Source organism: Novosphingobium flavum, assembly GCF_014230315.1.
Lineage (GTDB): Bacteria > Pseudomonadota > Alphaproteobacteria > Sphingomonadales > Sphingomonadaceae > Novosphingobium > Novosphingobium flavum.
The window spans coordinates 66,955-93,527 of sequence record NZ_JACLAW010000002.1 but is presented as its reverse complement, the minus strand read 5'-3'; the positions used below and the strand labels follow the sequence as shown (position 1 = coordinate 93,527).

Here is a 26,573-nt window from a genome sequence, read left to right as displayed (position 1 = left end):
TAAGGGCGCTAGGCTTCGGCGGTGGTCGGATCGATCACCGACCTGACCTGCGAGATCCGGTTGGCGGGAAAACCGCCCTTTTCGGCATGGTCCCGGATCATCTGCTCATCCGGCGCGCGGTAGATGCAGTAGATCCTATCGTCCGTGACATAGCTGTGGACCCACTGGATCTCCGGCCCCATTTCGCGCAGGACATCGCAGGATTTCTGGGCAGCGCCCTGCAGATCGGCCGGGCTCGCCTGTCCGACACCGGGCATATCGCGTTCGACGACATATTGAGGCATGGCTCTCTCCTGCTGTCGTGAGCGCGCATCATGCGCCCGGCCGAGAGTCGAGTCCAGCGCGTGCGGCGGAGCGTTAAGCCCCGCCCTGACCCTTCAGCTCTTCCCCGCTCAGCGTCACGATGTGGAGCAGGTTGGTCGCCCCCGGAGTGCCGAAGGGCACGCCCGCCAGCGCGATCAGCTTGGACCCCGCCGAGCCGAAGCCGTGGCGCAGGGCCATACGCTTGCCCTTGGCGATCATTTCCTCGAACGAGCCGATGTCCTTGGTGTGGACGGCATAGGCGCCCCACAGCAGGGCCACCTTGCGCGCCACCTTCTGCGAAGGGGTCAGCACCAGCATCGGCACGCCCGGCCGCTCGCGCGCCACGCGCCGCGCGGTCGAGCCCGATCCGGTGAAGACGATGATCCCGGCGAGGGTCACCGTCCGCGCGATCTCGGCCGAAGCGCGGGCGAGGGCGTCGGCAGTGGTGGCGTCGGGCTGGACGTCGGTGAAGTGGATGCGGGCCGAATAGCCCGGCGAATTCTCCACCTGCTTGCCGATCCGGTCCATGATCGTCACGGCCTCCACCGGCCAGGCCCCGCTGGCCGTCTCGGCCGAGAGCATCACCGCGTCGGCCCCGTCGTAAACCGCATTGGCCACGTCCGACACTTCGGCGCGGGTCGGGGCGGGGCTCTCGATCATCGATTCGAGCATCTGCGTCGCCACGATCACTGGCTTGCCCGAACGGCGCGTCGCCTCGACGATCATCTTCTGCAGCGGCGGCACTTCCTCGGGGTTGAGTTCCACCCCAAGATCGCCGCGCGCCACCATGATCGCGTCGGACAGCTCGATGATCTCGTCCAGCCGGTCGACCGCCGCCGGCTTCTCGATCTTGGCGCAGAGCGCGCCGTGCCCGCCCATCAGGCGCCGCGCCTCGGCCACGTCCTCGGGCCGCTGCACGAATGAGAGCGCGATCCAGTCCGCCCCCTGTTCCACCGCGAAGGCGAGGTCGCGCCGGTCCTTCTCGGTCATCGCCGGGACCGGGATCACCGCGTCGGGCACGTTGACGCCCTTGCGGTCGGAGATGAACCCGCCGACTTCGGCGGTGCACAGGATCGTGTCCGCCTCGGCCTTGATCACGCGCAGCTTGAGCTTGCCGTCGTCGATCAGCAGGCGCTGGCCCTTGCGCAGCACCTCGAACAGCTCGGGATGGGGCAGGCAGACCCGCTCGGCGGTGCCCGGCGCGGGGTCGCGGTCAAGCGTGAAGTGTGCCCCGTGACGGATCAGCACCTTGCCTTCCGCGAAAGTGCCGACGCGCAGCTTGGGCCCCTGCAGGTCGCACAGGATCGCCACCGGCCGGCCCATGTCCCGTTCCGCCGCGCGGATCGTGGCGATGGTCTCGGCATGGGTGGCATGGTCGCCGTGGCTCATGTTGACGCGGAAGGCATCGACGCCCGCGCGCAGCAGGCGCTCGACCATTTCCGGGGAGCGGCTGGCCGGTCCCACCGTCGCGAGGATCTTTACCTTGCGCCCGCGGTGGCCGCTCTTCTCTGCCCTGGTCACGACTTGATCCTTTTCTTGTGCGACCCACCTATGGCAAGCCGCGCGGCAAAACCCAAGGACTGCGCCCATGTCTTGCTCTGAAAATACGAATGCGACCCCCGGTGACCCGCTCGAAGCGCTCGACGACGCGCATGCCGCCGCCGCCTTCCGCCGCCTCGTGCGCCACCTGCGCCATCGCCACGATGCCCAGAACATCGACCTGATGGGCCTTTCCGGCTTCTGCCGCAATTGCCTGGCCGACTGGATCGTCGATGCCGGCGCTCCGCTCGACAGGGCCGCGGCCCGCGAGGCCATCCACGGCATGCCCGCCGCCGAATGGAAGGCGCGCTACCAGACCGAGGCGACCCCCGCGCAACTGGAGCGGATGGCCGAATCGCTCAAGAAGAACGCACCCTCGCACTGATCCGGCCCACTGATATCCACAGCCCGGGCTTGGCGGGCAGCCTGCTGCCTGTCTATCAGCCGCCCCAACCGCAAACCGATTCTTACGGAGACTTTCCCGATGGCCGAAGCCGCCGATGACCGCCTGCGCCTGCTGATCGAACGCGTTGAGCGCCTCGAAGAAGAAAAGAAGGGCATCAGCGACGATATCAAGGACGTCTATGGCGAGGCGAAGGCCGTCGGCTACGACACCAAGATCATGAAGACGATCGTCCGCCTGCGGAAGATGAAGCCCGATGACCGGCGCGAGATGGATCTCCTCCTCGAAACCTACAAGACCGCGCTCGGCCTCGACTGAGGTCGTCTGCGGGGCAACTTTGCGCATCACCACGCGCAAAGTTGCCCGCACGGCCGCCATGGGCTAGGGGGCGGCGCAATCGCCACCTCAAAGCAAGACGAAGACCATGGCAGGCCATTCCAAATTCAAGAACATCATGCACCGCAAGGGCGCGCAGGATAAGAAGCGCTCTGCCCAGTTTTCCAAGCTTTCCCGCGAAATCACCGTCGCGGCCAAGATGGGCATGCCCGATCCGGACATGAACCCGCGCCTGCGCGCCGCGGTCAACGCGGCCAAGGCCCAATCGATGCCCAAGGACAATATCCAGCGCGCGATCGACAAGGCGAGCAAGGGCGACGCGGAAAACTACGAGGAAGTGCGCTACGAGGGCTACGGCCCCGGCGGCGTCGCCCTCATCGTCGAGGCGCTGACCGACAACCGCAACCGCACCGCCACCAACGTGCGCACCGCCTTTGCCAAGAACGGCGGCAACCTCGGCGCCAGCGGCGCGGTCAGCCACGGGTTCGACCGGCTCGGCCTGATCGAATATCCCGGCTCGGTGGGTGACGAGGAAAAGGTCCTCGAAGCCGCAATCGAAGCCGGCGCCGACGATGTAGAATCGGATGGCGAGAGCCACTCGATCTGGGTCTCGGTGGAAAACCTCCACCCCGTCGCGCGCGAGCTGGAAAAGGTCCTGGGCGAAGCCGAAGGCGTCAAGCTGGCGTGGAAGCCCAGCCTCAAGACCACGGTCGATGCCGACACGGCCGCGACCCTGCTCAAGCTGATCGACGTGCTGGATGACGATGACGACGTCCAGACCGTCTGGGGCAACTACGACATCCCCGACGAAGTCATGGAAAAGCTCGGCTGAACACTATGACCGCCGGAGCGTTCAACTGATGTGGCAACTGGCCGCGAAAGCATTGCTCTCGGGCGTGCTGATCGCGGCCATTGCCGAGATCGGCAAGCGCCTCCCCGCGCTCGGCGCGCTGGTCGCTGCCCTCCCGCTGGTTTCGGTGCTCGGCATGGTCTTCCTCTGGAATGCCCGGCCCGATGCGGAAAACATGGCCGCCTTCTCGCAGGCGACTTTCTGGTACGTCCTGCCCTCGCTGCCGATGTTCCTGCTGATCCCGGCCCTGCTGCGCCGCGCCGCCCCGTTCTGGCTGGCCCTCGGCGCGGGCTGCGCGCTGACCATCGCGCTATACCTCGTCATGACCTGGCTCGCCCCGCGCTTCGGGCTGCGCCTGTGATCGTCCATCCATGATCATCCTCGGCGTCGATCCCGGCCTCACCTGCACCGGCTGGGGCCTCGTGGCCAAGGCCGGCAGCCGCCTCAGCCACGTCGCCAACGGCCAGATCCGTACCGATATCAAGCTCTCGATGGCCGAACGCCTCGTCCAGCTCGACCGCGCGCTGACCGACGTGATCCTCGCGCACTGCCCGGATAGCGGCGCGGTCGAGGAGGTCTTCGTCAACGTCAACCCGCAGTCCACCCTCAAGCTCGGCCAGGCCCGCGGTGTCGCCATGCTCAGCCTTGCCCGCTCGGGTATGCCGGTCGCCGAATATCCCACCAAGGTGATCAAGAAGGCCCTCGTCGGCACCGGCGGGGCCGACAAGAAGCAGATCCAGCACATGCTGAAAGTCCTGCTCCCCGGCGTGAAGCTGGCAGGCGAAGACGCTTCCGACGCCCTCGCCGTGGCGATCACGCACGCCAACATGCTCGGCTCCCACCGCTAGCCGCATCGTCATTGCGAGCGGCGCAGCCGCGCGGCAATTCAGGGCCGCCCGCGCAGGATTACCAATTGGTAGCCTCGCCTCCACCGCCTGCTCACTAACCGTCCCGTAAACGGCGAGGATGGAAATCGAAGTCACCGCCGAGGCCAAGGACAAGCGCCTCAACCGCCTCGTCGCCATCACCGTGGTCGTGCTCTCGGTGTGGGCCGGCCTGTGCAACATCAAGGACGGCAACGTCGTCCAGGCGATGCAACAGGCCCAGTCCGCCTCGGTCGACCGCTGGAACGAATATCAGGCGACCCGCACCAAGCAGCACCTCGCCGAAGGCAATCGCGCCCTGATCGCCGCGCTCGGCGCCGATCCCGCCCGCACCGGCGCCGCCCTCGCCAGGCTCGATCGGGACATCGCCCGCTACGGCGCCGAAGCCCCCGGCCTTGCCGCCGAAGCAAAACAGCAGGCCGCGCTCTACGACGCGCTCAACGTCCACGACGACCAGTTCGACGCCGCCGACGCGTCCCTCGCCACCGCCATCTCGATCGCCGCCGTCGCCGCCTTGGCCGAAAGCGGCTGGGTACTGATCGCCGCCTGGGCCTTCGGTGCATTCGGCCTGTTCATGGGCCTCTGCGGCTTTATGGGCTGGCCCTTCCACCCCGACGTCCTCAGCACGATCCTCGGCTAGAACGCGCGGCAGGCTCCCCTCCCGCAGGCGGAAATCCAGAGTTCCAAACCGTTTTCCTACTCGACGCCCTCCTGCCATTCTCGCGCCGGGCCCGCCTCATCACCGGCCCGGCCAACCCCGGCCGGCGAAATCGCGTAGGAAAACTGTCACCCATGCACTCCTCAGCAGGATCGCGTAAAAACAATGCTTTACGCCGCGCATCCTCCGCAAACAGGGTGACAGTCGTGTCACCCTGCACCTGCCCCCCTTGCGGCGCGACTCGGCTGGTGCCATAGGAACAAACCATGATCGCCAAGCTCACCGGCATCCTTGACGATTTCGGCCCCGACTGGGCGGTGATCGACGTCAATGGCGTCGGCTACCTCGTGTTCTGCTCGGTCAAGACGCTCACGCACCTCGGCATTCGCGGCGATGCCTGCACCGTCTTCACCCAGATGCAGGTGAGCGAGAACGACATGCGCCTAATCGGCTTCGCGAGCGGAGCCGAACGCGAATGGTTCCGGCTTCTGACCGCGATCCAGGGCGTCGGCTCCAAGGTCGCCCTCGCCATCCTCTCGGCCCTCTCCACCGAAGAAATCCAGCGCGCCTGCGCGGGCGGAGACGCCGCCATGGTCGCCCGCGCCAACGGCGTCGGCCCCAAGCTCGCCAGTCGCATCGTCAACGAACTGAAGGACAAGGCCGGCGGCCTCCCCTCGGCCCCGGGCGCCCCGGCGCTGGCAGCCGTCCCAGCGGGCTCGGCCAGCGGCGATGCCGTCTCTGCGCTGCAAAACCTCGGTTTCAAGCCCAACGTAGCCACGGATGCCGTGGCCCGCGCCATCGATGAACTGGGCGAAGGCGCGGGGCTCAATGACCTGATCCGTGTTGCATTGAAGAGGGCTGCAGGGTGAACCTAGAAGACGATTATCTGGATACGATTGAAACGATCGCTGACATGAATGGCGTAGAAGGCATAATAGTTGGTCTTACGCGCAATGCCGCCGATCGAAGGCAAGCTTATAGACGCGAAGGATTCAATCACTTCGTTATCTTGGCTAATGAGCTTAATTTCGAGCAGGCGAGGAATCTGGAGAAAGCGTTGCAGCGCGGTTGTTGGGATGCATCCGGCTCTCAGCGAGACGCAAAGTATCCACTTAATAAGCGAAACAACTCTTCTAGTACCGGGGGGCAATCTGACGACGGAACGGCTCGATACTGCGTCTACTTGGCGTGGTGGGGTTGACGCGTGAATGACCGATAACCCCCTCCTTGCCTCAAGCCGTCAGGCCGAAGACGCCGACGCTGCCCTGCGCCCCAAGACCCTCGCCGAATTCGTCGGCCAGGCGGCGGCCAAGGACAACCTGTCGGTCTTCATCGAATCCGCCCGCTCGCGGCGCGAGGCGATGGATCACGTCCTGTTCTTCGGCCCCCCGGGCCTCGGCAAGACCACGCTGGCCCAGATCGTCGCCCGCGAACTAGGCGTCGGCTTTCGCGCCACCTCGGGCCCGGTCATCGCCAAGGCGGGCGATCTCGCCGCCCTTCTCACCAACCTCGAACACGGCGACGTCCTGTTCATCGACGAGATTCACCGCCTCAACCCCGTGGTCGAGGAAGTGCTCTATCCCGCGATGGAAGACCGCGCGCTCGACCTGATCATCGGCGAGGGACCATCGGCGCGCTCGGTGCGGATCGACCTGCCGCCCTTCACGCTGGTCGGCGCCACCACCCGGCAGGGCCTGCTGCAAACCCCGCTGCGCGACCGCTTCGGCATCCCGGTCCGCCTCCAGTTCTATTCGGTGCCCGAACTCGAACGGGTCGTCACCCGCGGCGCGGGCCTGCTCGGCATCGGGATCGACAAGGGCGGGGCGACCGAGATCGCCCGCCGCGCCCGCGGCACGCCGCGCGTCGCCGGCCGCCTCCTGCGCCGGGTGCGCGATTTCGCCCATGTCGCGGGAAGCGAGACCATCACCCGCGCCATTGCCGACAATTCGCTGACCCGGCTCGAGGTCGATTCGGTCGGGCTTGATTCCCAGGACCGCCGCTACCTCCACATGATCGCCGATATCTACAAGGGCGGGCCGGTCGGCGTCGAAACCCTTGCCGCCGGCCTGTCCGAGCCGCGCGACACGATCGAAGAAGTGATCGAGCCTTACCTGATCCAGCTTGGCATGGTCGCGCGCACCGCGCGCGGCCGCTGCCTCAACGATCGCGGCTGGCAGCACCTCGGCCTCACCCCGCCTTCCGGCAGCCAGACCGGCCTATTCGACAGCGGCGACTGACCGGCCCAGGGGCGTTCGCGCCCCAGTTCGGTGCCAATGCGGGACACCTTTCCGGGCATGTCCTTAATCAGCGGGCAAAATCGCAAAATCGTGGCCGCAGAATCGGTTAACGCGATTGCCGTAATCCCTCGCCTCTGCGCTTTTGAAGTCAGTGGGGGCATGGCGCGGCCGGTAGTGGCCCATCCGCTACCGGCCAGCTCTCCACTCTCGGTGGACGAAAGTGAGATGACATGTCGGTTCGGACGGCCATTGCCAAACTAGCAGCCTTCGCGGCCGGCGGCGCCCTGATCGGCGGCGGTGCGGTCCACGTCGCGGAAAGCCCCAAGACCAGCAATCCGCAATACGTGAAGCACGCCAAGGTCGCCGCGCCCAAGCAGGTGAAGGCCCCGCGCCGCGCCGTCCGGCGCATCGCCGCGGCCCCGCGCCCGGTCAAGCGCACCCGCCGCATCGTCTCCACCACCACGACCTGCGAACCCGCGCCGCAGATGGCCATGGCCGCGATCCCGATGCTCGCCCCGCTTCCCCCGGTTCCGGCCGGCGGTGGCGGCCAGCCGGTGGTGATCGGCGGCGGCTGGGGCGGCGGTTTCGGCGGCGGCTTCTTCGGTGGTTTCTTCGGCGGCGGCGGCAGCTCCGGCGGTCAGGTGGTGATCACCTCGACCAGCACCGGCTCGACCTCGACCTCGGGCGGTTCCACGTCCTCGTCCGGCGGTTCCACCTCCACTTCGGGCGGCTCGACCAGCACCAGCACCGGCGGCAGCTCGACCTCGACCTCCTCGGGCAACATCTCGACCTCGACCTCGACCAGCTCGGGCAACGTCTCGACTTCCTCGGGCAATGTGAGCACGTCGTCAGGCAACGTCAGCACCTCGTCGGGCAATGTCTCGACCTCCAGCTCGACCAGTTCCTCTTCGTCGACCTCCAGTTCGTCCTCGACCAGCAGCTCGACCTCGACGTCCTCGTCGACCTCGAGTTCCTCGTCGTCCAGCGGCGGCCATTCTTCGAGCGGCGGCTGGCACACCAGCTCGGGCGGCCCGCCGACCGAGGTTCCGGCCCCGCCGATGCTGCTCCTGTTCGGTGCCGCGGCCGCAACCCTCGTCGGCCGCCGCCGCCTCGCCGAGACGCGGCGCAACGTAACTCAGTAAGCCGGTCCACCACGGCTTACGGAAAAAGGGCTTCGGGGCTGTCCCCCCGGAGCCCTTTTTCTTTGCGCGGGGCCTGCATCGGGCCTGCGCCGGGCACGAAAAAGGGGCGGTCCCGCAGGACCGCCCCTCTCGTCGCGTCTCGCTGTGGCTGGCGCTTACGCGGCCAGCTTGCGCAGCACGTAGTGTAGGATGCCGCCGTTGCGGAAGTATTCCACTTCGTTGGCCGTATCGATCCGGCAAACTGCGGTGAAGCTGAACTTCGAGCCGTCCTTGCGGGTAACTTCGACTTCCACGTCCTGGCGCGGGCTGAGTTCGGCCACGCCCTTGATGGTGAAGCTGTCGTCACCGGTCAGGCCGAGGGTCTCGCGGCTCTCGCCATCCTTGAACTGCAGCGGGAGCACGCCCATGCCGACGAGATTCGAGCGGTGGATGCGCTCGAAGCTCTCGACGATCACGGCGCGCACGCCGAGCAGGTTGGTGCCCTTGGCCGCCCAGTCGCGCGAGGAGCCGGTGCCGTATTCCTTGCCGGCGATGACCACCAGCGGGGTGCCGTCAGCCTTGTGCTTCTGCGCCACGTCGAACACCGCGCCGACCTCGTCGCCATAACGGCTCATGCCGCCTTCCACGCCCGGAACCATCTCGTTCTTGATGCGGATGTTGGCGAAGGTGCCGCGCATCATCACTTCGTGATGGCCGCGGCGCGCGCCGTAGGAGTTGAAGTCGGCCTTCGAGACCTGATGGTCCATCAGCCACTTGCCCGCCGGGCTGTCGGCCTTGATCGAGCCGGCCGGCGAGATGTGGTCGGTCGTGATCGAATCGCCGAGGATCAGCAGCGGCTTGGCCCCTTCGATGTCGGTCAGGTCCGCCGGGGTCATGCTCATGCCCTCGAAGTACGGCGGGTTGGCGACGTAGGTCGAACCAGCCTGCCACTTGTAGGTTTCCGAACCGGTGACGTTGATCGCCTGCCAGTGCTTGTCACCCTTGTAGACGTCGGCATAGCGCGCCTTGAACATGTCGGCGTCGATGCATGCGGAAACGGTGCTCGCCACTTCGGCGTTGGTCGGCCAGATGTCCTTGAGGAACACCGGATTGCCGTTCGAACCGGTCCCGATCGGGGTGGTGGTGAAGTCCTCGGTCACCGTGCCCTTGAGGGCATAGGCGACGACCAGCGGCGGGCTGGCGAGGAAGTTGGCGCGCACGTCCGGCGAAACGCGGCCCTCGAAGTTGCGGTTGCCCGAGAGGACCGACGCGGCGACGATGTCGTTGGCATTGATCGCCTGGCTGATCGGCTCGGCCAGCGGGCCGGAGTTGCCGATGCAGGTGGTGCAGCCATAGCCGACGAGGTTGAAGCCAAGAGCGTCGAGATCGGCCTGGAGGCCGGCCTTGATCAGGTAGTCGGTGACGACCTGCGATCCGGGGGCGAGGCTGGTCTTGACCCACGGCTTGGGCGTCAGGCCCAGGGCGCGGGCCTTGCGGGCCACGAGGCCGGCGGCGACGAGCACGTCGGGGTTCGACGTGTTGGTGCAGCTGGTGATCGCGGCGATCACCACGTCACCGTCGCCGATGTCGTGGCCGGCGCCTTCGACAGCAACGCGCTTGGCGGCGGTCTTCTTGTAGACCTTCGCGAGGTCGGCGTTGAACACGTCGTCAACCTCGGTGAGGACGACCTTGTCCTGCGGGCGCTTCGGACCGGCGAGCGAGGGAACGACCGTGGAAAGGTCGAGTTCAAGGGTCGAGGTGAAGACCGGGTCGGCGGCGCCGGGTTCGATCCAGAAGCCCTGCTCCTTGGCATAGGCTTCGACCAGAGCAATCTGGTCGTCGTCGCGGCCGGTCAGGCGCAGGTATTCGAGGGTCTTGTCGTCGATCCCGAAGAAGCCGCAGGTGGCGCCGTATTCCGGGGCCATGTTGCCCATGGTGGCGCGGTCGGCCAGGGTCAGCGTGGCGAGGCCGGGGCCGAAGTATTCGACGAAGCGGCCGACCACGCCGTGCGCGCGGAGCATCTGGGTGACGGTCAGCACGAGGTCGGTCGCGGTCACGCCTTCGTTGAGCGCGCCGGTGAACTTGAAGCCGACCACTTCGGGGATCAGCATCGAGACCGGCTGGCCGAGCATGGCCGCCTCGGCCTCGATCCCGCCGACGCCCCAGCCCAGCACGCCGAGGCCATTGACCATCGTGGTGTGCGAGTCGGTGCCGACGCAGGTGTCGAAGTAGGCGACGGTTTCGCCGTTCTGGTCCTGGCTGGTCCAGACCGACTGGGCGATGTTCTCAAGGTTGACCTGGTGACAGATGCCGGTGCCCGGGGGGACCGCCTTGAAGTTGTCGAGGCTCTTCGACCCCCACTTGAGGAAGTCGTACCGCTCCATGTTGCGGTGGTATTCGATCTCGACGTTCTGCTCGAAGGCCTTGGGGTGGCCGAACTCGTCGACCATGACCGAGTGGTCGATCACGAGGTGAACGGGGACCAGCGGGTTGATCTTGCTGGTGTCGCCGCCGAGCTTGGCGATCGCGTCGCGCATCGCGGCAAGGTCGACCACGCAGGGAACGCCGGTGAAGTCCTGCATCAGCACGCGGGCCGGGCGATACTGGATCTCGCGGCTCGAGCTCGGGTCCTTCTGCCAGTCGGCCAGGGCCTGGATGTCGCCCACCGAGACGGTGAAGCCGCCGTCTTCGAAGCGCAGCAGATTTTCCAGCAGCACCTTCATCGAGAAGGGCAGGCGAGAAATGTCGCCGACCTTTTCGCTCGCCTTCTTCAGCGAGTAGAAGGCATAGTCCTTGCCGCCCACCGAAAGCGTGGAGCGGGTGCCGAGCGAGTCCTGTCCGACCTGGGTCATGTCGAGTCGAGTTCCCTTCTGTGAGTGCCTTACTGGCAATCGGCCGGGACAATCGCCGCTCCGAGCGGATACGGCGCCAAACCGGGCCAGTTCAGCCTTAAAATCGGTCGCGCGATGCGCGCTTGTTGCGTCTGCGTCAAGGCCGGCGGAGCGCTAAATTTGGCCGCTGCCAGCCGTTTATTTGATGTTGCAAATCATTATCAAACAAACGTGCCGCACGACCTCTCCAAACCCCTCCCGGTCGGCGCGCCGTGTCGCTGCCCGGGCCGAAGCCGATTCGATCCGGCCTAGGCCGAGTCGGGCGGTGACCGGCGGGAGCTGCGCGTTGCCACGAGGCAACCGGCGACGATCAGGCAGACGCCGATCAGGGTGGCTTCGTGCACCGGCTCGTCGAACCACAGCCAGCCCATCAGCGCGGCCCAGCCGAAGGCGGTGTATTCGACCGGCAGCAGTTCCTGCGCTTCGGCCCGGGCATAGGCCCAGGACAGCAGGACCAGCGCGGCCGAGGCGAGGAGCGCGGCGAGGGCGATGTCGATCAGCGCTGCGCGGCCGGGCAATTGCCAGAGCCATGGCAGGGCCGGGAGCAGGACGAGGGCAACGATCGCGTTCTGGAACAGGGCGACCTCGACCGGGCTGGCGACCTGCGCCTGCCGCCGCTGGAGCACGAGGTTCCCGGCATAGAACACGGCCGACAGGAGGATCGCGGCGAGGCCGAGCGCGCGGTCGGGCGAGGGAGAGCCGGCCGAAAGGCGGGTGGCGGCAATGATGGCCACTCCGGCGAGACCCATGAGCGAGGCGAGGATCGCCGAGCGGCGGATGCGCTCGCCCAGAAACAGCGCGGCGAGGGCCAGCGCGATCAGCGGAGATATGAACGACAGCGCCATCCCTTCGGCCATCGGCGTGCGGACGAGGCCCCAGAAGAACGAGGTGGCCATGCCCGCGACCAGCACCGCCCGCCAGACGTGCAGGCGCAGCACCGGGCGGCGGGGCCAGCGCCCTTTGCGCGCGAGCCAGACCGGGGCCATGCCCGCCGCGCCGATGGCGCAGCGCAGCAGCAGGGCGGTGTAGACCCCGGTGGCGATGGCGGCGCGCTTCATCAGCGCGTCCATCAGCGAGAACACCGCGATTCCCGCGAAGGCCACCAGCAGGGGGATCAGGGAGGAGCGGGCTTGCACGGTCATCATCGCAGGCCATAGCGGTGGGCGGGAACGGAGCAAGCCGGGGATGATTCAGGCTTGTGACAGGTGCCGTGCTTGATGGTGCCGGACGAACAGGGCATGGAACGGGCGATGGGGCGCGATGGCGCGGCCGAAGCCCGGTGCTGGCTCATTACGGGGTTACACGTGAACTTGATCAGCCCAATGCGCATTTCCACCGCGACGCGGCGCCCGCTCTTCCGGGGGGCGCTGCTTCTGGCCGCCTGCGCGGCGCTTCCCGCCCAAGCCGCACAGCCGACCCAGGCCGCGCAGCCGGCCGATTCTCCGGCGGCGGCCAAGCCCGCCGCCGCGAGCAAGCCTGCTGCCACGGCCAAGCCGGCCCCCAGCATCAAGCCCGCCCCGGTTGCCACCGCGACGGTCCGTCCCCAGGCCGGCTCGAGCCCGGCGCCGGGCTCGACCGTCGCCGACCCGGTGACGACCGCGGCCACCATCCCGCCCCCGGCCGAGGTCAAGGAACCGGTGATGCATTGGCCGCTGGCCGATGCCCAGGCGCTGCTGGCGGTGATCAACGGCATCGCCGACGAGGGGCTGGCCCCGGCGGACTACCGCCCGGCCGCGCTCAAGGCGGCGATCGGCATCGGCGAGGGCGACGCACTCGACGAGGTGGCGAGCAAGTCGTTCGCCTGGCTGGCCGAGGACCTGCGCGACGGGCGTACGCCGATGGACGCGCGGGTGCAGTGGTTCGCGGTCGACAAGGACGTCGACGTCAACCCGACCGACGCGATCATGACCCGCGCGCTCGAATCGCATGACATCGCCGGCACGCTCGCCGCGCTCGACCCGACCTATCCCGACTATGCCGTGCTCAAGGCCGCGCTGGCGACCACGCCCCGCGCCGAGACCAAGACCCGCGCCCTGATCCGCGCCAACATGGACCGCTGGCGCTGGTTCACCAAGGATCTCGGCGAATACTACCTGATGACCAACGTGCCCGAATTCCAGCTGAGGCTGGTGCGGCGCGACAAGATAGTGCGGACCTACAAGACCATCGTCGGCAAGCCGGGCAAGACCGCGACGCCGCAGCTGGCCGAAGAGGTCGAGGACATCGTCTTCAACCCGACCTGGACCGTGCCGCAGTCGATCGTGGTGGGCGAGGGGATGGGGGCGAAATATGCCAATAACCCGGCCCGCGCCGCCAAGGATGGCTACAAGGTGATCAAGCAGGCGGACGGGACGATCATCCTCGTCCAGCAGCCGGGGCCGAAGAATTCGCTCGGCCTGGTCAAGATCGACATGCCCAATCCCCACGCGATCTACCTGCACGACACCCCGGCGCGCGGCCTGTTCGCGACCGATAGCCGGGCCTACAGCCACGGCTGCATCCGCACCGAGCGGGCGCTGGAGCTGGGCATGATGCTGGCCATGCTCAAGGCCGGCAAGACCCCCGAGGAAGTGACCGCCATCAGCCAGTCGGGCAAGTACACCAAGGTGCCGCTGACCACCAAGATGCCGGTCTACGTCGGCTATTTCACCATGGCCAAGGACATCAATGACCAGCTGATCACCTGGCCCGATCTCTATGGCCGCGACGCGCCGGTGCTGGCCAGCTTCGCCCAGCCGCGCCAGCTCAAGACCGGCCAGCGGACCAGCAACGAAAAGGTCATCGCGATCGACGCGCCGGGGGCCTGAGCCGCAGGTTCATGCCGGACAAGGTGACACGAGTGTAACCCTGTCCGGCCGCCGTTTCGGTGGATTATCGTGCGCGATCAGGGGTTTGCTGGATCGGTGCATGGGTGACACTTCTCCAACCCGGTGCGATCTGCCAACGGTTCAAAGAGCGCGGCCGACGGCGCGCGCGGGGATAGTGGCAGGCGCGGGCAGTGTAGGAAAGTGGCAGGCAAATGTCCGGCACCGGGTTCGGGGTCGGTTTGCCAGCTGATTCGTTCGAAAGCGGACTGTCCGGACTCGCCAACGTTGCGGACGTTCCGAATTAGCGACATCCTAGCTTGGGCTCTTTGGGGAACTATGACGTTGCGTGCCCTGGCGGAGAATTGTGGATGAAACACGCTGTAGCTGCCGTTATGGTTTTCACTTTCAGCCCCGTTGCATTGGCGCAAAGGTCGCCTGCTCGCATTGTGAGTGAGACAAGCGCCGAGGCGTGCAGCCGACTTGAGGCAATCAGGGCTGGCATAGTTCGATTGCCGCGCGATCGGTTTGTATCATTGATTTCAGAAGGAAGTGTTGAAGTTCCTGGATGGGACGGTGCCATGCCAACGCGGCGAGTGGTGCTCATAAACATTCCACACGGCGGAGTAATTGTCAGGTGCGTGGATGCCTTTGAGGAGGTCAAACGCCAAATGGAAAACCACAACAGACGTTTGACCCGACGTGAATAGCGAACTTCAGCGGCCCGACACCGGGTCTTCTCGCCCGACTTTCCTGCCGTTGAGCAATCGGAACCTATGCGCCGATAGCGGGCGTGGTGGGCGGTGTTGCGCATTGCACGGTCGCTGCACCAAGATCACAGCGATGCCAGCTTGCGCGGGCATGACGTTTGGGGGGCCTAACCCAGTCCCAACCGGTCCGCATAGAGCAGGCGGCCGCCGGAGAGGTGCCAGAGGGCTTCGTTGAAATCGCTCTCGGCCATGGCGAAGCAGCCGTCGCTGCGGCCGAGCTTGCCCCATTTTTCGAGCATGTCCGGGTTGGCATACCAGGCCGGGTGGAGCACGATCGCGCGGTCCAGCGCGTGGGAATTGTCGGCGTCTTCGCCGCCGAGGCGGATCGAGGTGCCGTATTTGCCCTTGTACCATTCATAGGTGATGAAGGCGCCGCGGCAGGTGGCGAGGCTGCCGGGTTCGTTGGAAAAGGTCTTGAGGAAGCCGTCGTGTTCCGGGTCCGAGCCCTTGCCGTGCGCGACGAGGAAGGAGCGGACCTCACCCTTCTCGAGATCGGCGAAGTGGAAGCGCGGGAGCGAGGAGGGCAGGGCGAAATCGGCCACCCCGACGATATCGGTGCGCCACAGGCGGGCGCGGTTGCGCTCCATCTGTTCCTTGGCGATTTCAAGGACTTTGCGGTGCTGGCCGCTGATCGTGTAGGCCTGCGCGAAGAGCCGCGCCGGGCTGGCGGCGAGGCCTGTGGCGGCCACGAGGCCGGAGATGACGCAGCGTCTGTCCATCGCGGGAATATAGCGCAATTCGCTGAATTTTTCCAGTCTTGCCGCAGCGAGTCTGCAAGCGGACTGCACGCCGGAATCAGGGCTTCTGCTCGATCACCATGCGGTCTCCGGCCAGTTCGACCCGGCCCATCCGGGCCAGCACGGTCTGCCCGAGCAGGCTGACATCGAGATCGCGGGCGACGATCGCCTGGACGTTGGTCACCTCGGTATCGCCCAGTTCGATCCGGTCGATCTTGACGAGCGTGCCCCAGCCTTCGCCCGAGGCGGTGCGCAGGATCGGGATGAAGGCATTGGGGTTGACCGGGATCCCGGCGGCCTCGGCATCGCGCACGGTGAGGGCGACCGTATCGGCGCCGGTATCGACGAGGAATTTGGTCAGATTGCCGTTGACCCGGGCATCGACGTGGAACTGGCCGCTGGCATCGCGGTCCAGCGTCAGGGCCTCGCCGGAAAAGCGGCTCCTGGTGGTGGGCGCCGGGCGGGGGGCGGCTTCGGCCGTTTCGGCCTGGCCGCGCAGCGGGTGAAGCGGGACGGCATATTCGCCCGCGAACAGGAGCACCGCGACCATGGCGAGGGCAAGGGCGACGAAGCCTTTCATGTCCGCCGCTCTAGCAGGGGAAGGTTACCGGATCATTCCGCCGCGACTGCGGGATCGGCGTGGCCGGCGTCGCTCATCGCCTCCTCGATCTCGGCGGCCTTGGCCTCGACCAGGCTGACGATGTGATCGAGCATGGCCGCGCTTTCGACATGGTGGTCGGTGACCCCCGAGAGATAGACCATGTGCTTGCCGTTGCCGCCGCCGGTGAGGCCGATGTCGGTCTCGCGCGCCTCGCCGGGGCCGTTGACCACGCAGCCGAGGACCGAAAGCGAGATCGGGGTTTTGATGTGGGTCAGGCGCTTTTCGAGCGCCTCGACCGTGCGGATCACGTCGAAACCCTGCCGCGCGCAGCTTGGGCAGGAGACGACGCGCACGCCGCGGGTGCGCAGGCCGAGGCTCTTCAGGATCTCGAAGCCGACGCGCACTTCCTCTTCCGGCTCGGCCGAGAGCGAGACGCGCAGGGTATCGCCGATCCCGGCCCAGAGCAGGTTGCCGATGCCGATCGACGACTTGACCGTGCCGCCGATCAGGCCGCCCGCCTCGGTGATGCCGAGATGCAGCGGGCAATCGACCGCTTCGGCCAGACCCATGTAGGCAGCGACGGCGAGGAACACGTCGGAGGCTTTCACCGCCACCTTGTATTCGTGGAAATCGTGGTCCTGCAGCAGCTTGATGTGATCGAGCGCGGACTCGACCAGGGCTTCGGGGCAGGGCTCGCCGTATTTTTCGAGCAGGTCCTTTTCAAGGCTGCCGGCATTGACGCCGATGCGGATCGCGCAGCCATTGGCCTTGGCGGCGCGGACCACTTCGGCCACGCGGTCATTGCTGCCGATGTTGCCGGGGTTGATCCGCAGGCAGGCGGCGCCGGCATCGGCGGCCTCGAGCGCGCGCTTGTAGTGGAAATGGATGTCCGCCACGAGCGGCACGCGGGCAGCGCGGGCAATCTCGCGGAAGGCGGCCGTGCTTTCGACATCGGGGCAGGAGACCCGGATGATGTCGGCCCCGGCTTCCTCGCAGCGGCGGATCTGGTCGATCGTTGCACCCGCGTCGGACGTGGGGGTGTTGGTCATGGTCTGGACCGTGATCGGCGCATCGCCGCCCACGGGCACCTTGCCGACCATGATCTGCCGGCTCTTGCGGCGCTCGATCGTGCGCCAGGGTCTGATGGAAGACATGGGGGGCGATATAGGGGCAGGCGGGGATTCGGGCAACGCGTAACCGCGCCCGGCCGTTACCGCTTGCGACAGGTTGGGGGCTTCCGCCCGGGCGGGGATTGGCTAGGGTGTGACCGGTATCAGGCAGGGGCGGGAGATAGCCGGGATGAGGACGTTCGGACTTGCGGGAGCGATCGTGGGATTCGCGGCCGTGACGGTGGGGGGCGCTGTCGTGGTGGCCCAGCCCGCGCCCGATCCTTTCGCTGCGCCGCAGATTTCGGCCGAGGAAGCGGCCGCCATCCTCGCCTCTCCGGGGCGGCCGGGCGCGGACCGCAAGCTTTCCCTGCCGGTCGATACGGGGCAGTACCGGTCGGCCATCGTCCGGCTGGGCGAAGGGGTGAGGCCGGGGATCTACTATGAGCCCAAGGGCGCCCATGCCGGCGTGAACGCGCGCGTCGCGGTGCTCTATTCGGACCGGAATTTCGGCTTTGATCCGCCGGCCGCCGAATTGGCCCGGCGCGGATACCGGGCGCTTTACGTTTCCTATCCCCCGATGAAACCGGGCGATTTCGGCAAGCCGTTCGATGGATTCGCCGAGACTTCGGCGGGAATCGCCTTCCTGCGCCGCCTGCCCGGCGTGGAGCGGGTGGTGGTGATCGGCTGGGGCGCCGGGGCGAGCTCGATGACGCTTTACGCCAGCGTGGCGGCTGGTGGGCCGGCGGCTTGCCAGGGCAAGCGGGTGATCGCGCCCTGTTCGGCGGCCGAGGCGACCGGGCTGGCGCGGGCCGATGGGTTGATCATGCTCGATCCGGGCGCTGGAACGCGGGTTGCCTCGATCGACCCGGCGGTGGGGGCGGACGGGCGCGATGGCGGGCTGGACCGGTTCGCCGCCGCCAATGGCTATGATCCCGCCACGGGCCAGGCCGCTTACCCGCCCGCCTTTCGGGCCCGCTATTTCGCCGCCCAGGCGCGGCGCAACGCCGCGATCATGGACCAGGCGCTGGCGCGGCGGCGGGCGCTGGATGCGGCCGGGGGCGGCAACGAGCCGTTTTTCGTGGCGGGCGGGGCCAACGTGCCGGGGATCGGCAGTCTCTCGGCCAGCGACGTCTCGCTGCTGGCCCATACCAAGCGGCCGCACCTGCTGCTCAGGGCCGACGGAACGCGGGCGCCGACGGTGCTGCGCTCGCTCCGTGCGGCGGCCGGGCCGAAGGGCGATGCGGCGATCCGCGCCACGAACGAGCGGCAGGGCCGCCCGGCCAGCGCGGCCTATTCGCTGGACGAGTTCCTGATGAACGACGCCGTGCGGGCGACCCCCGCCTTTGCCCTGACCGCCGATGATATCCGGGGGATCGACTGGGGCTCCTCGCTGGCCAGTGCGCCGGGACAGGCGCCGCGGGTGAAAGTGCCGAGCCTGATCGTCAGCAACACCTGCTTCCAGTTCGTCGTGCCCGCCGAGATCGTGTTCGACCGGCTGGCCGCGCGCGACCGGACGCTGGTGGGGGTGGAAGGATCGGAGCATGAGTTCGGCCCCTGCGCGCCGCAATATGGCGACACCAAGGGCCGGTTGTTCGACTATGTGGCCGAGTGGCTGGGCAAGCCGGGGCGGTTTTGAGCAAAGCGGCCGCGCGGGCTTATTTCGGCGCGGCGGAGCACTACATCGGGAGCATTGCGCAAGGAGACCTGCCCCATGTCCTATCATGCTTCCAATCCCAGGATCGCAATCGTGACCGGCGGGAGCCGGGGATTGGGGCGTAGCGCGGTCGAGGCGCTGGCGCGGCGCGGGGTCTGGTCGATCCTGACCTACAACAGCAACCGCGCGGCGGCGGACGAGGTGGTGGTGGCGGTTGAAGGCGCCGGGGCGAAAGCGGCGGCCTTGCAGCTCGATACGGGCGATACCTCGGCCTTTCCGGTCTTCGCCGAGGCGGTGGGCAAGGTGCTGGGTGCATGGGGCGCGGAGCGGTTCGACTTCCTCGTCAACAATGCCGGGACCGCGCACCATGCACCGCTTTCCGAGGTGACCGAGGAGGCGTTCGACACGCTGTACCGGGTCCATGTGAAGGGGGTGTTCTTCCTGACCCAGAAGCTGTTGCCGCTGATGGCCGATGGCGGGCGGATCGTGAACCTGTCATCCGGCCTGGCGCGCTTTGCCGTGCCGGGGAGCAGCGCCTATGCCTCGATGAAGGGCGCGGTGGAGGTGATGACGCGCTATTTCGCCAAGGAGCTGGGGCCGCGCGGGATCGCCGCCAATGCCGTGGCGCCGGGCGCAATTGCTACCGATTTCGGCCACGGCCGGGTGCGCGACAACCCGGAGGTCAACCGCATGGTCGCCAGCGCCACGGCACTTGGGCGGGTGGGCGAGGCGGAGGACATCGGCCCGCTGATCGCCGCACTGCTGAGCGAGGAGGGGCGCTGGGTCAACGGCCAGCGGATCGAGGCTTCGGGCGGGATGTTTCTTTAGAGCATCCGGGCGAAGAGGTATTCCTGATCGAGCTGCTGGCCGACGCGGAAGGTGATGTCGGCCTGCTTCTCGAAGCCGTAGCGGGCGTAGAAGCGCTGGGCGCCGTGGTTTTCGGACCAGACGGAGAGCTGGACCTCGTCGGCACCGCGTGAGGCGAATTCCGCCATCGCCCAGTCCATCAGCGCCGCGCCGATCCCGGAGCCCTGGGCATTGGGGGCGGTGTAGAGCTGTTTCAGCTCCATCACCCGCGCGCCGCGCGCGTGATCGGGGAAGCCGCAGGCGAGGCCGAGCTTGACCCAGCCGACGAGGGTGCCGCTGCGTTCGGCAAGGTGGATCAGGCGGGCGGGGTTGGCGAGGTCGCGGGTCAGCGCCGCCTCGGAATGGGTCTCGAGCAGGAAGGGGAGGAGGTCCTCAGGGCGGTAAAGCTGCCAGAACTTGGCGGTGAAGGCGGCGACGCCGAGCAGGGACAGGGCGGGGATGTCGGCCGGGGCGACGGGGCGCAGGGTCAGGTCGGTCATCGGGAGGGTCCGGTAAACTTGTCCGCCTTGCGCTGCCCGAGGCGCATGCCGCTTTCGAGGCGGGCGCGCAGCTGGGTGTAATAGGCCGCGAGGAAGGCGCGTTCGTCGCCGGCCCCGGCGTGCCAGCCGATCTTGCCGCAGATCCGCTGGTAGACGGCGGCAAGCTGGTCGCCCCGGTTTTCGCGCAGGACCCGTTCCAGCACCTGCAGTTCGTATTCGCCGTAGTGCGAAAGAGCGGCGGCATCGAAGTGGTATTCGCCCGCCGCCCCCGGCGCGGCGGCGCGCGCGGCGCTGAGCGCCTGTTCGAGCTTGCGGCGCGGGGCCTCGACCACCCAGGTCCCGGCGATGATGTCTCCCGCGCGCAGGGCATCGCGGTTGAAGCAGGGGAACAGGCCGAAGATCAGGAACCAGCCGGCGGCGGCAATGCCGGCCGCGCCCATGTCTCCATCCCGGGCCGAGAGCAGGAACGAGAGCGGGAGGAACAGCTCGATATCGCGCAGGAGGTTGCGGGCGAGGACCATCTCGGCGGTGAGGCGGCCGCCATTTCGCGCGGCGATGCGGATGTGGCTGGCGCGCTTGCCCGGAGTGGCCCCGCGCGGGGACAGTTCGAAGAACAGGAACCACGCGTTCCTCAGCAGGAACATCGCCGCGAGCCAGAGGATGAAGAGGAATTGCAGGGCATGGCCCGCCGCGCCGCTGGCCTGGCCCATGGCTTTCGCCGTGCCGCCGGCGAGGTAGATCAGGCCGATCGTGGTGGCGACCATCACCGCGCCGACGAGGAACAGGTCTAGCAGCAGGGCCCCGGCCCGGGCGCTGCGGGTGGCGAGGGTAAAGCGCAGGGGGATGCCCTCGGGTGTCAGCACGGTGCGCTGGCGCCGGGCCTGATCGAGCCGGAAGCGCTGGGTGGGCAGGGTGGTTGCCGATGAGGAAGTGGCGGCGGCGCTCATCGCAGGGCGCCCGGATCGCGGCGGAAGGCGAAGAAGTACCACAGCCAGAAGACCAGCATGGAAAGGCCGACGACGAGGCGCGGGCCGGTCGCGTCGAGCAGCTGGCGGGCGAAGCCCTCGAGCATGGCGGCGACCACCAGCATCAGCACGACCCCGGCCATGACCGTGGAGGCGCGGCGCCCGGCCCTGGCGGCCGCCTCGAGCACGGGCAGGTCTCCGGGGAAGGCGAAGGCGCGGCCGATGTGGAGGCCCGCAGCGGCGGCGAGGAGGATCGCGAACAGCTCGGTCGTGCCGTGGACCGAGAGCCAGCCGATCAGGTCGGGCAGGAGGGCCTGCGAATGGAACAGCCAGAGCATGGCGCCGAGCGTGGCCGTGTTCTGGATCGCCAGCAGCAGCGAGGGGATGCCGAAGGCGAAGCCGAGCGCGAAGGCGAGGATCGAGATCTGGGCATTGTGGCTGAACAGGTAGGCGGCGAAGGCGGCCAGCCCGTTCTGCTGCGATTGGCCGAACAGGCTCGCGCGCAGCACCGCCTGCCCGGCGCCGGGAACACGGGGATCGCCCTCGGCCGGGAACAGGGTGAAATACCACGAGGGATCGGCGGCGCAGAGCTTCCAGCCGACGAAGGCCCCCGCGACCATCAGGGCGAGGGTGATCAGGAGGTCGGGCCAGATTTCCCGCACGGCGCGGGACCAGCCGCCGCCGAGGAAGCGCAGCAGCCAGCGGCCCAATCCCTGACGGGGGCCATAGACCTGGAACCAAGCGCGCTGGACCAGGGCTTCGAGGTAGGCGAGGGTGGCCGCATCGAGCGAGGTTTCGCGGGCGACCGAGAGGCTGGAGGCGACGGTGCGATAGAGCACCGGGAGGGCGAGCAGGTCCTCGTCGGACAGTGAGCGCAGGCGGCCCTGCTCGATCCGGGTGACGATCGCATCGAGGCGTTTCCAGTCGCCCTCGCGCTCTTGCCGGAAGCGGTCAGAGCGCAGGGCGGCTGCGGCAATGGCGGCGTCCCCGGCCGGGGCGCGGGCGCCGAGCAGGGCACCGAGGCGGCTGCCGCGCAGGGTGTCACCCAGGGCCATCAGCCGATCGTGCCCTTGCGCTTGATCGCCAGATAGGCGTCGATCAGGCGCATCCCGATCTCGCCGTGCGGGGCCTCGACCACTTCGACGCCGAGAGCGTGGAGCCGGGCGATGACCAGTTGGCGCTGGCGCAGCAGGCCATCGGCGGCGACCGCTTCGGCAAGGCGGGCCATATCGGCCGGGGCCTTGTCGGCCAGCCCGGCCAGTTCCTCGTCGGCCATGGTGACGAAGAGGACGACGTGGCGCCTGGCAAGGCGGGCGACGGCGTCGAGCAGGAGTTCGGCGCTGGTCGGATCGGGGAATTCGGAAAAGACCACGATCAGCGAGCGGCGCTGGAGCCGCCCGGCGAGGGTGGCGAGGGCGAGGGTGAAATTGGGTTCGGCCGGCGAATAGTCGAGCATGGCGGCGGCGCGCTGGAGGCGGGCGAAGGCGGCGGTGCCGGTGACGAAGGGGGTGGCGACCTCGGGCCGGGCGGCGAAGCCGAACAGGGCGGCGCGGTCCCCGCCCTTGAGCGCGACCCATGCGGCGGCCAGCGCGGCGGACACGGCGCGGTCTATACGCGGCAGGCCGGCGACAGGCTCGCACATGGCCCGGCCGCAATCGAGCGCGAATACGATCGGGTTGTTGCGCTCGGCTTCGTATTCGCGCGCGTAGAGGTGGGTGTGGCGGGCCGAGGCCTTCCAGTCGATCCGGCGGCGGTCCATCCCCGGCTGGTATTCGGACAGGGCCTCGAACTGGCTGCCCTCGCCGCGCATCCGCCGGGCGATCAGGCCGCTTTCGCTCTCGCGCAGGAACAGCTGGAGATCGGTCGAGCGGACGAGGGCGAGGCTGGGCCAGATACGGACCGTGCGGTCCTGCACGAAGGTGCGCTGGCGGGCGCCAAGGCCGAGCGGCCCGGTCCAGCGCAGGGTGAGGCCGGCGATCGGGGCGGGACCGCGCCGGTGGGGGGTGAGCTGGGCGGCGCCCTGCCAGGTGTCGAGGTGGGAGCGGAGCGGGAAACGGGCGGTGCCGCCGGCGGCGAGGCGCGGATCGAGCGCGAGGGCGGCTTCGAGCGCGGCGGGGCGGCCGGTGGGCAGGTCGGCCAGGACGGCGATTTGGAGCGGTTCGCCGACCTCGGCATCGTCGGGCGCGATCAGGCGGGCATCGATCAGGCGGCCGGCAAGCAGGGCATCGAGCAGGACCAGCGCGAGCAGGGCGAGGCCGAGCAGCGGGGCGATGATCCATGCGGCGGGGGCGAGGGCGGCGAGGACCAGCGCGAGCGGCGCGGCCAGCGCGGCCAGCAGGGCGGCGCGGGTGGTGGGGACGATGGGGGCTTTGGGGGCCAGCTTCACCGCGGGGCCTCGGTGCGCTGGACGAGGCCTTCGACGAGGGCCTCGACCTGCTTGCCCTCGATCTCGGCGGCGGGGCTGAGGACGAGGCGGTGGCGCAGGACGGCGGTGGCAAGAGCCTTGACGTCGTCGGGCAGGACATAGTCGCGCCCGGCGATGGCGGCGCGGGCACGGGCGGCATTGGCCAGCAGCACGGCGGCGCGGGGGCTGGCCCCGGCGGCGATGTCGGCGCTTTCGCGGGTGGCGCGCACGAGCCGCACGACATAGTCGACCACGCTTTCCGCCAGCGCGATGCCCTTGACCGCCGTGGCTGCGGCGGCGAGGCGGGCGCCGTCGGCCACCGGGGCGAGGCCGAGCTCTTCGGGGCGGGGCGGGCCAACCCGCTCGCCGAAGCGGGCGACGATTTTCGCTTCCTCCTCGGCGCTGGGATAGGGGACCAGCAGCTTGAACAGGAAACGGTCGAGCTGCGCCTCGGGCAGGGGATAGACCCCCTGGCTCTCGATCGGGTTCTGCGTGGCGACGACGAGGAAGCTTTCGGGCAGGACGTGCGTTTCGCCGTCCAGCGTGACGCGGCGTTCCTGCATCGCCTCGAGCAGGGCTGCCTGGGTTTTCGGCGGGGTGCGGTTGATCTCGTCGGCCAGCAGGAGATCGCAGAAGATCGGGCCGCGGGTGAGGGTGAAGTGGCTGGTCTGGAAGTTGAACAGGTTGGAGCCGAGGATGTCGCCCGGCATCAGGTCGGGCGTGAACTGGATGCGGCCGAAATCGAGCCCGAGGCTGGCGGCGAAGCACTGGGCAAGGAAGGTCTTGGCCGTGCCGGGCGGGCCTTCGAGCAGGACGTGGCCGCGCGCGAGCAGGGCGACCAGCAGGTGATCGACCGTTTCGGTCTGGCCGACCACGGCCTTGCCCACTTCGGCGCGGATCGCCTCGGCAAGGGCGGCCACTTCGCCAAGACTCATGGGCTCGGTCATTCCTTCAGCATCCTTTCAAGCGCGTGGAGATCCTGCGCGGCGCGCAGCAGGTCTATCGGGCGGCGCGCCGCGCGCAAGGCGGCGGCGGCCACGGAGAAGGGCCGGGCTTCGGGCGCGCGGACGGCCAGCGCCCGGTCGATCGCCGCCTCGCTCGCCGCGCCGTCGGCATGGCGGGGCAGGCCGAGCGCGCGGACCAGCCGGTCGCGGACCATGGCGGCATAGGGCGCGGCGAGGAGGTGGAGCCGGCCGGAACGGCGGACCAGCCCTCCGGCATTGGCGACCAGCGCGGCCTTGCCGAAAGCGATCGGCGCTTCCGCCGCACCGCCGCCGAAGCGCAGGAACGCGCGCCAGCCGACGATCAGGGCGGCGAGCAGCAGGCACAGCGTGGCCGCAAGGAACGGCGGGGTGAAGGCCAGGGTCAAGAGGTTGGGCGAGCGGGCGAAGCCGTTGAACGAGATGTCGAAGGTGACGCTGCGCGGGGCCATGCCGCCGCTGGCCGCGTCGAACAGGCGCAGGGCATAGAGCGCGTTGTCGCTGCGGGAGAGGCCGTAATTGTCGATCAGGTCGGGCTCGAAAACCACGACGAGGGGATAGACACCGCTGTTCGCATCGCCGGGGTCGCTGCCGACGAGGGCCATGGCGTCGAGCGCGGGGTAGTGGCCGCCATCGGCGATGAAGCCGGCGAGTATTGGACCGGAGGGGACCGCGCCCTCGACCAGCGGGACCAGCCGCTCGCCCCGGCCGGAGAGGACCACGCGCGGATCGGGCAGTTGCCCGGCGGCACGGTCCGCCGTCCAGCGGCCGCCGGGGAGCGGGGCGGTGCCGATCGCAATCTCGTCAAGGAAGCCCTTCCAGCCGGGCAGGGCCGTGCCGCCGAGGGTGACCCAGCCGGGCCTGGCGCCCTTGAGCGGGACCTGCAGGTTCTGCAGCGGAACCGGCAGCCACTTGGGCGTGACCACGACGGTCGGCCCGATGTGGCGCCGCGCCTCGACCGCGCGGGCGAGGTCTTCGCCCTTGGCGCCGGCCGGGGGGGTGAGGACCAGCAGGCCGGGCTGTTTGAGCTCGGCCGGGGTGCGGGCCATGGCGACCTGCCAGCCCTGCCGTTCGAGCAGGGCGGCGAGGGCGGCATAGCCGGTCAGCCCCTTGCCCGCGCCGTGGCTGCCGCCATCGTTGAGCGGGCCATGCGCGAGGCCCGCGCCGACCATGTAGGTCAGGGCGAGGAACAGCGCCGTGCCGAGGCCGACGAGGGCGAGGACCGCGCGGCGGCTGAACGGCGGCGGGTTGGGGTTCATCGCGCGCCGTCCGCCGAAGGGAGGGGGGCGAGCGCGAAATCGGCATAGGCGGCGCGGGCCGTGGTCCAGTCTTCCCGCCCCAGTGGGCGCAGGGCGAAGAGGCTGCGCTCGACCCGCCCGGCGATCACGGCGAAAGCGCGGCGGGCGCCTTCGGGCAGGCCGGGCAGGTGCGTGATCTCGCGCGCGGTGGAGGCGGGGCCGAGCCAGTCCGGCCGGGCCGCGCCGATCTGGCCGACGCTGCGCTGGAGCAGGAGGTGAGCCGCCTCGTCATAGCGGCCCTCGGCGGCGAGACGGTCGGCATCCTCGAGCAGGACGAGGGCGGCGGCGCGGTCGGGCGTCCAGTGCGCGGCTTCGGGGGCCTGCGCCTTGCGGGGCAGGCGCAGGCGGCGCAGCACCTGCCAGAGCAGCAGGGCGAGCAGGACCACGGCGAGGGCGAGCAGGATCTTCTCGAATACCGGCCAGGCAATGCCGAGCCAGCGCCCGAGCGGGCCGAAAATCGCCTCCAGCGCCTTGCCCAGCCATTGCAGCCAGCCGGGGATCTCGACCTTCTGGTCGGGGATCTGGAGCGGGGCATACTGGATGTCGGCCGCATGGCGCACGGCCTGCCAGTCGCGCAGCGGATCGGCCGGGGATGCTTGCGGTGCGCTCACGCGTAAAGTGGTGGCATGGCGGGGCGGTGGGTGCAAGCTCCCGACGGATGTCGGGGGCGCACCCGCCAAAAA

At 68.5% G+C, this 26,573-nt stretch carries 26 protein-coding genes; 12 read left to right on the top strand and 14 right to left on the bottom strand.

Going from position 1 to position 26,573, the window contains the following annotated elements; translation table 11 throughout:
* Positions 1-8 precede the first annotated feature (8 nt).
* Positions 9-284 (bottom strand): DUF4242 domain-containing protein, encoded by a 276-nt coding sequence (locus tag H7F51_RS02425; RefSeq protein WP_185662627.1) that lies wholly within the window; start codon positions 282-284, stop codon positions 9-11.
* Between the two features lie 73 nt (positions 285-357).
* Complete coding sequence (gene pyk, locus H7F51_RS02420; RefSeq protein WP_343061176.1) at positions 358-1,824, bottom strand: pyruvate kinase; 1,467 nt, start codon at positions 1,822-1,824, stop codon at positions 358-360.
* A gap of 67 nt (positions 1,825-1,891) precedes the next feature.
* On the opposite strand from pyk, the gene H7F51_RS02415 reads away from it, so the two are divergent.
* From H7F51_RS02415 to H7F51_RS02375, 9 genes are all read left to right on the top strand, one after another.
* Positions 1,892-2,227, top strand: a complete 336-nt coding sequence (locus tag H7F51_RS02415; protein ID WP_185662625.1) for a DUF1244 domain-containing protein — start codon at positions 1,892-1,894, stop codon at positions 2,225-2,227.
* A 99-nt stretch (positions 2,228-2,326) separates the two neighbouring features.
* Positions 2,327-2,563 (top strand): DUF2312 domain-containing protein, encoded by a 237-nt coding sequence (locus tag H7F51_RS02410; RefSeq protein ID WP_185662624.1) that lies wholly within the window; start codon positions 2,327-2,329, stop codon positions 2,561-2,563.
* A 106-nt stretch (positions 2,564-2,669) separates the two neighbouring features.
* The gene (locus H7F51_RS02405) at positions 2,670-3,413 is read left to right on the top strand and encodes a YebC/PmpR family DNA-binding transcriptional regulator (RefSeq protein ID WP_185662623.1); all 744 of its coding nucleotides are present in this window, start codon (positions 2,670-2,672) and stop codon (positions 3,411-3,413) included.
* 28 nt (positions 3,414-3,441) lie between these two features.
* Entirely contained in the window at positions 3,442-3,792 is a 351-nt protein-coding gene (locus tag H7F51_RS02400) for a DUF3147 family protein (protein WP_185662622.1), read from the top strand.
* A gap of 10 nt (positions 3,793-3,802) precedes the next feature.
* Positions 3,803-4,279 (top strand): crossover junction endodeoxyribonuclease RuvC, encoded by a 477-nt coding sequence (gene ruvC / locus H7F51_RS02395; RefSeq protein ID WP_185662621.1) that lies wholly within the window; start codon positions 3,803-3,805, stop codon positions 4,277-4,279.
* A 118-nt stretch (positions 4,280-4,397) separates the two neighbouring features.
* Entirely contained in the window at positions 4,398-4,955 is a 558-nt protein-coding gene (locus tag H7F51_RS02390) for a DUF4337 domain-containing protein (protein WP_185662620.1), read from the top strand.
* A gap of 284 nt (positions 4,956-5,239) precedes the next feature.
* Positions 5,240-5,842 carry a Holliday junction branch migration protein RuvA gene (gene ruvA, locus H7F51_RS02385; RefSeq protein ID WP_185662619.1) on the top strand — a complete coding sequence of 201 codons (603 nt, stop codon included), beginning with the start codon at positions 5,240-5,242 and terminating at the stop codon, positions 5,840-5,842.
* A gap of 339 nt (positions 5,843-6,181) precedes the next feature.
* Entirely contained in the window at positions 6,182-7,210 is a 1,029-nt protein-coding gene (ruvB, locus tag H7F51_RS02380) for a Holliday junction branch migration DNA helicase RuvB (protein WP_185662618.1), read from the top strand.
* Between the two features lie 230 nt (positions 7,211-7,440).
* Entirely contained in the window at positions 7,441-8,352 is a 912-nt protein-coding gene (locus tag H7F51_RS02375; RefSeq protein WP_185662617.1) for a PEP-CTERM sorting domain-containing protein, read from the top strand.
* Positions 8,353-8,507: 155 nt separating this feature from the next.
* Here the strand turns inward: H7F51_RS02375 and acnA are convergent, their stop codons facing one another.
* Positions 8,508-11,183: an aconitate hydratase AcnA gene (gene acnA / locus H7F51_RS02370; protein ID WP_185662616.1), complete on the bottom strand. Its 2,676-nt coding sequence runs from the start codon at positions 11,181-11,183 to the stop codon at positions 8,508-8,510.
* A 287-nt stretch (positions 11,184-11,470) separates the two neighbouring features.
* The gene (locus H7F51_RS02365) at positions 11,471-12,364 is read right to left on the bottom strand and encodes a DMT family transporter (RefSeq protein WP_246447672.1); all 894 of its coding nucleotides are present in this window, start codon (positions 12,362-12,364) and stop codon (positions 11,471-11,473) included.
* Positions 12,365-12,544: 180 nt separating this feature from the next.
* Here H7F51_RS02365 and H7F51_RS02360 point away from each other — a divergent pair, with 180 nt between their 5' ends.
* Entirely contained in the window at positions 12,545-14,029 is a 1,485-nt protein-coding gene (locus tag H7F51_RS02360) for a L,D-transpeptidase family protein (RefSeq protein ID WP_185662614.1), read from the top strand.
* Between the two features lie 874 nt (positions 14,030-14,903).
* On the opposite strand, the gene H7F51_RS02355 is transcribed toward H7F51_RS02360, so the two are convergent.
* The 3 genes from H7F51_RS02355 to ispG all read right to left on the bottom strand — a co-directional run bounded on the left by H7F51_RS02355 (position 14,904) and on the right by ispG (position 17,288).
* Positions 14,904-15,515, bottom strand: coding sequence for a murein L,D-transpeptidase catalytic domain-containing protein (locus tag H7F51_RS02355; protein ID WP_185662613.1), 612 nt, complete (start codon positions 15,513-15,515; stop codon positions 14,904-14,906).
* Between the two features lie 76 nt (positions 15,516-15,591).
* On the bottom strand, positions 15,592-16,113 hold the full coding sequence (locus H7F51_RS02350) for a retropepsin-like aspartic protease family protein (protein WP_185662612.1): 522 nt from the start codon (positions 16,111-16,113) through the stop codon (positions 15,592-15,594).
* 32 nt (positions 16,114-16,145) lie between these two features.
* On the bottom strand, positions 16,146-17,288 hold the full coding sequence (ispG, locus tag H7F51_RS02345) for a flavodoxin-dependent (E)-4-hydroxy-3-methylbut-2-enyl-diphosphate synthase (protein WP_185662611.1): 1,143 nt from the start codon (positions 17,286-17,288) through the stop codon (positions 16,146-16,148).
* Between the two features lie 175 nt (positions 17,289-17,463).
* Between ispG and H7F51_RS02340 the strand changes: the two genes are divergently transcribed.
* Both H7F51_RS02340 and H7F51_RS02335 read left to right on the top strand, forming a co-directional pair.
* Complete coding sequence (locus H7F51_RS02340; protein ID WP_185662610.1) at positions 17,464-18,879, top strand: hypothetical protein; 1,416 nt, start codon at positions 17,464-17,466, stop codon at positions 18,877-18,879.
* A gap of 75 nt (positions 18,880-18,954) precedes the next feature.
* Positions 18,955-19,725 carry an SDR family NAD(P)-dependent oxidoreductase gene (locus H7F51_RS02335; protein WP_185662609.1) on the top strand — a complete coding sequence of 257 codons (771 nt, stop codon included), beginning with the start codon at positions 18,955-18,957 and terminating at the stop codon, positions 19,723-19,725.
* Here the strand turns inward: H7F51_RS02335 and H7F51_RS02330 are convergent.
* From H7F51_RS02330 to H7F51_RS02300, 7 genes are read right to left on the bottom strand one after another with little or no spacing between them, the layout of a single operon-like run.
* A complete protein-coding gene (locus H7F51_RS02330; RefSeq protein WP_185662608.1) occupies positions 19,722-20,243 on the bottom strand; it encodes a GNAT family N-acetyltransferase in 522 nt (173 codons plus the stop codon). The two genes, H7F51_RS02335 and H7F51_RS02330, sit on opposite strands and share 4 nt — an antisense overlap.
* Positions 20,240-21,190, bottom strand: coding sequence for an RDD family protein (locus H7F51_RS02325; RefSeq protein WP_185662607.1), 951 nt, complete (start codon positions 21,188-21,190; stop codon positions 20,240-20,242). Before H7F51_RS02325 ends, H7F51_RS02330 begins: the two co-directional genes overlap by 4 nt.
* Positions 21,187-22,263 carry a stage II sporulation protein M gene (locus H7F51_RS02320; RefSeq protein WP_185662606.1) on the bottom strand — a complete coding sequence of 359 codons (1,077 nt, stop codon included), beginning with the start codon at positions 22,261-22,263 and terminating at the stop codon, positions 21,187-21,189. The genes H7F51_RS02325 and H7F51_RS02320 overlap by 4 nt, the downstream gene beginning before the upstream one ends.
* Complete coding sequence (locus H7F51_RS02315; protein WP_246447720.1) at positions 22,263-23,588, bottom strand: DUF58 domain-containing protein; 1,326 nt, start codon at positions 23,586-23,588, stop codon at positions 22,263-22,265. The genes H7F51_RS02320 and H7F51_RS02315 overlap by 1 nt, the downstream gene beginning before the upstream one ends.
* A gap of 2 nt (positions 23,589-23,590) precedes the next feature.
* Positions 23,591-24,547, bottom strand: coding sequence for an AAA family ATPase (locus H7F51_RS02310; RefSeq protein WP_185662930.1), 957 nt, complete (start codon positions 24,545-24,547; stop codon positions 23,591-23,593).
* 8 nt (positions 24,548-24,555) lie between these two features.
* On the bottom strand, positions 24,556-25,851 hold the full coding sequence (locus tag H7F51_RS02305) for a DUF4350 domain-containing protein (protein ID WP_185662604.1): 1,296 nt from the start codon (positions 25,849-25,851) through the stop codon (positions 24,556-24,558).
* Positions 25,848-26,501: a hypothetical protein gene (locus H7F51_RS02300; RefSeq protein WP_343061175.1), complete on the bottom strand. Its 654-nt coding sequence runs from the start codon at positions 26,499-26,501 to the stop codon at positions 25,848-25,850. The genes H7F51_RS02305 and H7F51_RS02300 overlap by 4 nt, the downstream gene beginning before the upstream one ends.
* Between the last annotated feature and the right edge of the window lie 72 nt (positions 26,502-26,573).

Bases quoted from the DNA above. Each gene is read 5' to 3' on its own strand.
- H7F51_RS02425 (WP_185662627.1), bottom strand. From the start codon at position 284: ATGCCTCAATATGTCGTCGAACGCGATATGCCCGGTGTCGGACAGGCG.
- H7F51_RS02415 (WP_185662625.1), top strand. From the start codon at position 1,892: ATGTCTTGCTCTGAAAATACGAATGCGACCCCCGGTGACCCGCTCGAA.
- H7F51_RS02410 (WP_185662624.1), top strand. From the start codon at position 2,327: ATGGCCGAAGCCGCCGATGACCGCCTGCGCCTGCTGATCGAACGCGTT.
- H7F51_RS02405 (WP_185662623.1), top strand. From the start codon at position 2,670: ATGGCAGGCCATTCCAAATTCAAGAACATCATGCACCGCAAGGGCGCG.
- H7F51_RS02400 (WP_185662622.1), top strand. From the start codon at position 3,442: ATGTGGCAACTGGCCGCGAAAGCATTGCTCTCGGGCGTGCTGATCGCG.
- ruvC (WP_185662621.1), top strand. From the start codon at position 3,803: ATGATCATCCTCGGCGTCGATCCCGGCCTCACCTGCACCGGCTGGGGC.
- H7F51_RS02390 (WP_185662620.1), top strand. From the start codon at position 4,398: ATGGAAATCGAAGTCACCGCCGAGGCCAAGGACAAGCGCCTCAACCGC.
- ruvA (WP_185662619.1), top strand. From the start codon at position 5,240: ATGATCGCCAAGCTCACCGGCATCCTTGACGATTTCGGCCCCGACTGG.
- ruvB (WP_185662618.1), top strand. From the start codon at position 6,182: ATGACCGATAACCCCCTCCTTGCCTCAAGCCGTCAGGCCGAAGACGCC.
- H7F51_RS02375 (WP_185662617.1), top strand. From the start codon at position 7,441: ATGTCGGTTCGGACGGCCATTGCCAAACTAGCAGCCTTCGCGGCCGGC.
- acnA (WP_185662616.1), bottom strand. From the start codon at position 11,183: ATGACCCAGGTCGGACAGGACTCGCTCGGCACCCGCTCCACGCTTTCG.
- H7F51_RS02365 (WP_246447672.1), bottom strand. From the start codon at position 12,364: ATGACCGTGCAAGCCCGCTCCTCCCTGATCCCCCTGCTGGTGGCCTTC.
- H7F51_RS02360 (WP_185662614.1), top strand. From the start codon at position 12,545: ATGCGCATTTCCACCGCGACGCGGCGCCCGCTCTTCCGGGGGGCGCTG.
- H7F51_RS02355 (WP_185662613.1), bottom strand. From the start codon at position 15,515: ATGGACAGACGCTGCGTCATCTCCGGCCTCGTGGCCGCCACAGGCCTC.
- H7F51_RS02350 (WP_185662612.1), bottom strand. From the start codon at position 16,113: ATGAAAGGCTTCGTCGCCCTTGCCCTCGCCATGGTCGCGGTGCTCCTG.
- ispG (WP_185662611.1), bottom strand. From the start codon at position 17,288: ATGTCTTCCATCAGACCCTGGCGCACGATCGAGCGCCGCAAGAGCCGG.
- H7F51_RS02335 (WP_185662609.1), top strand. From the start codon at position 18,955: ATGTCCTATCATGCTTCCAATCCCAGGATCGCAATCGTGACCGGCGGG.
- H7F51_RS02330 (WP_185662608.1), bottom strand. From the start codon at position 20,243: ATGACCGACCTGACCCTGCGCCCCGTCGCCCCGGCCGACATCCCCGCC.
- H7F51_RS02325 (WP_185662607.1), bottom strand. From the start codon at position 21,190: ATGAGCGCCGCCGCCACTTCCTCATCGGCAACCACCCTGCCCACCCAG.
- H7F51_RS02320 (WP_185662606.1), bottom strand. From the start codon at position 22,263: ATGGCCCTGGGTGACACCCTGCGCGGCAGCCGCCTCGGTGCCCTGCTC.
- H7F51_RS02310 (WP_185662930.1), bottom strand. From the start codon at position 24,547: ATGAGTCTTGGCGAAGTGGCCGCCCTTGCCGAGGCGATCCGCGCCGAA.
- H7F51_RS02305 (WP_185662604.1), bottom strand. From the start codon at position 25,851: ATGAACCCCAACCCGCCGCCGTTCAGCCGCCGCGCGGTCCTCGCCCTC.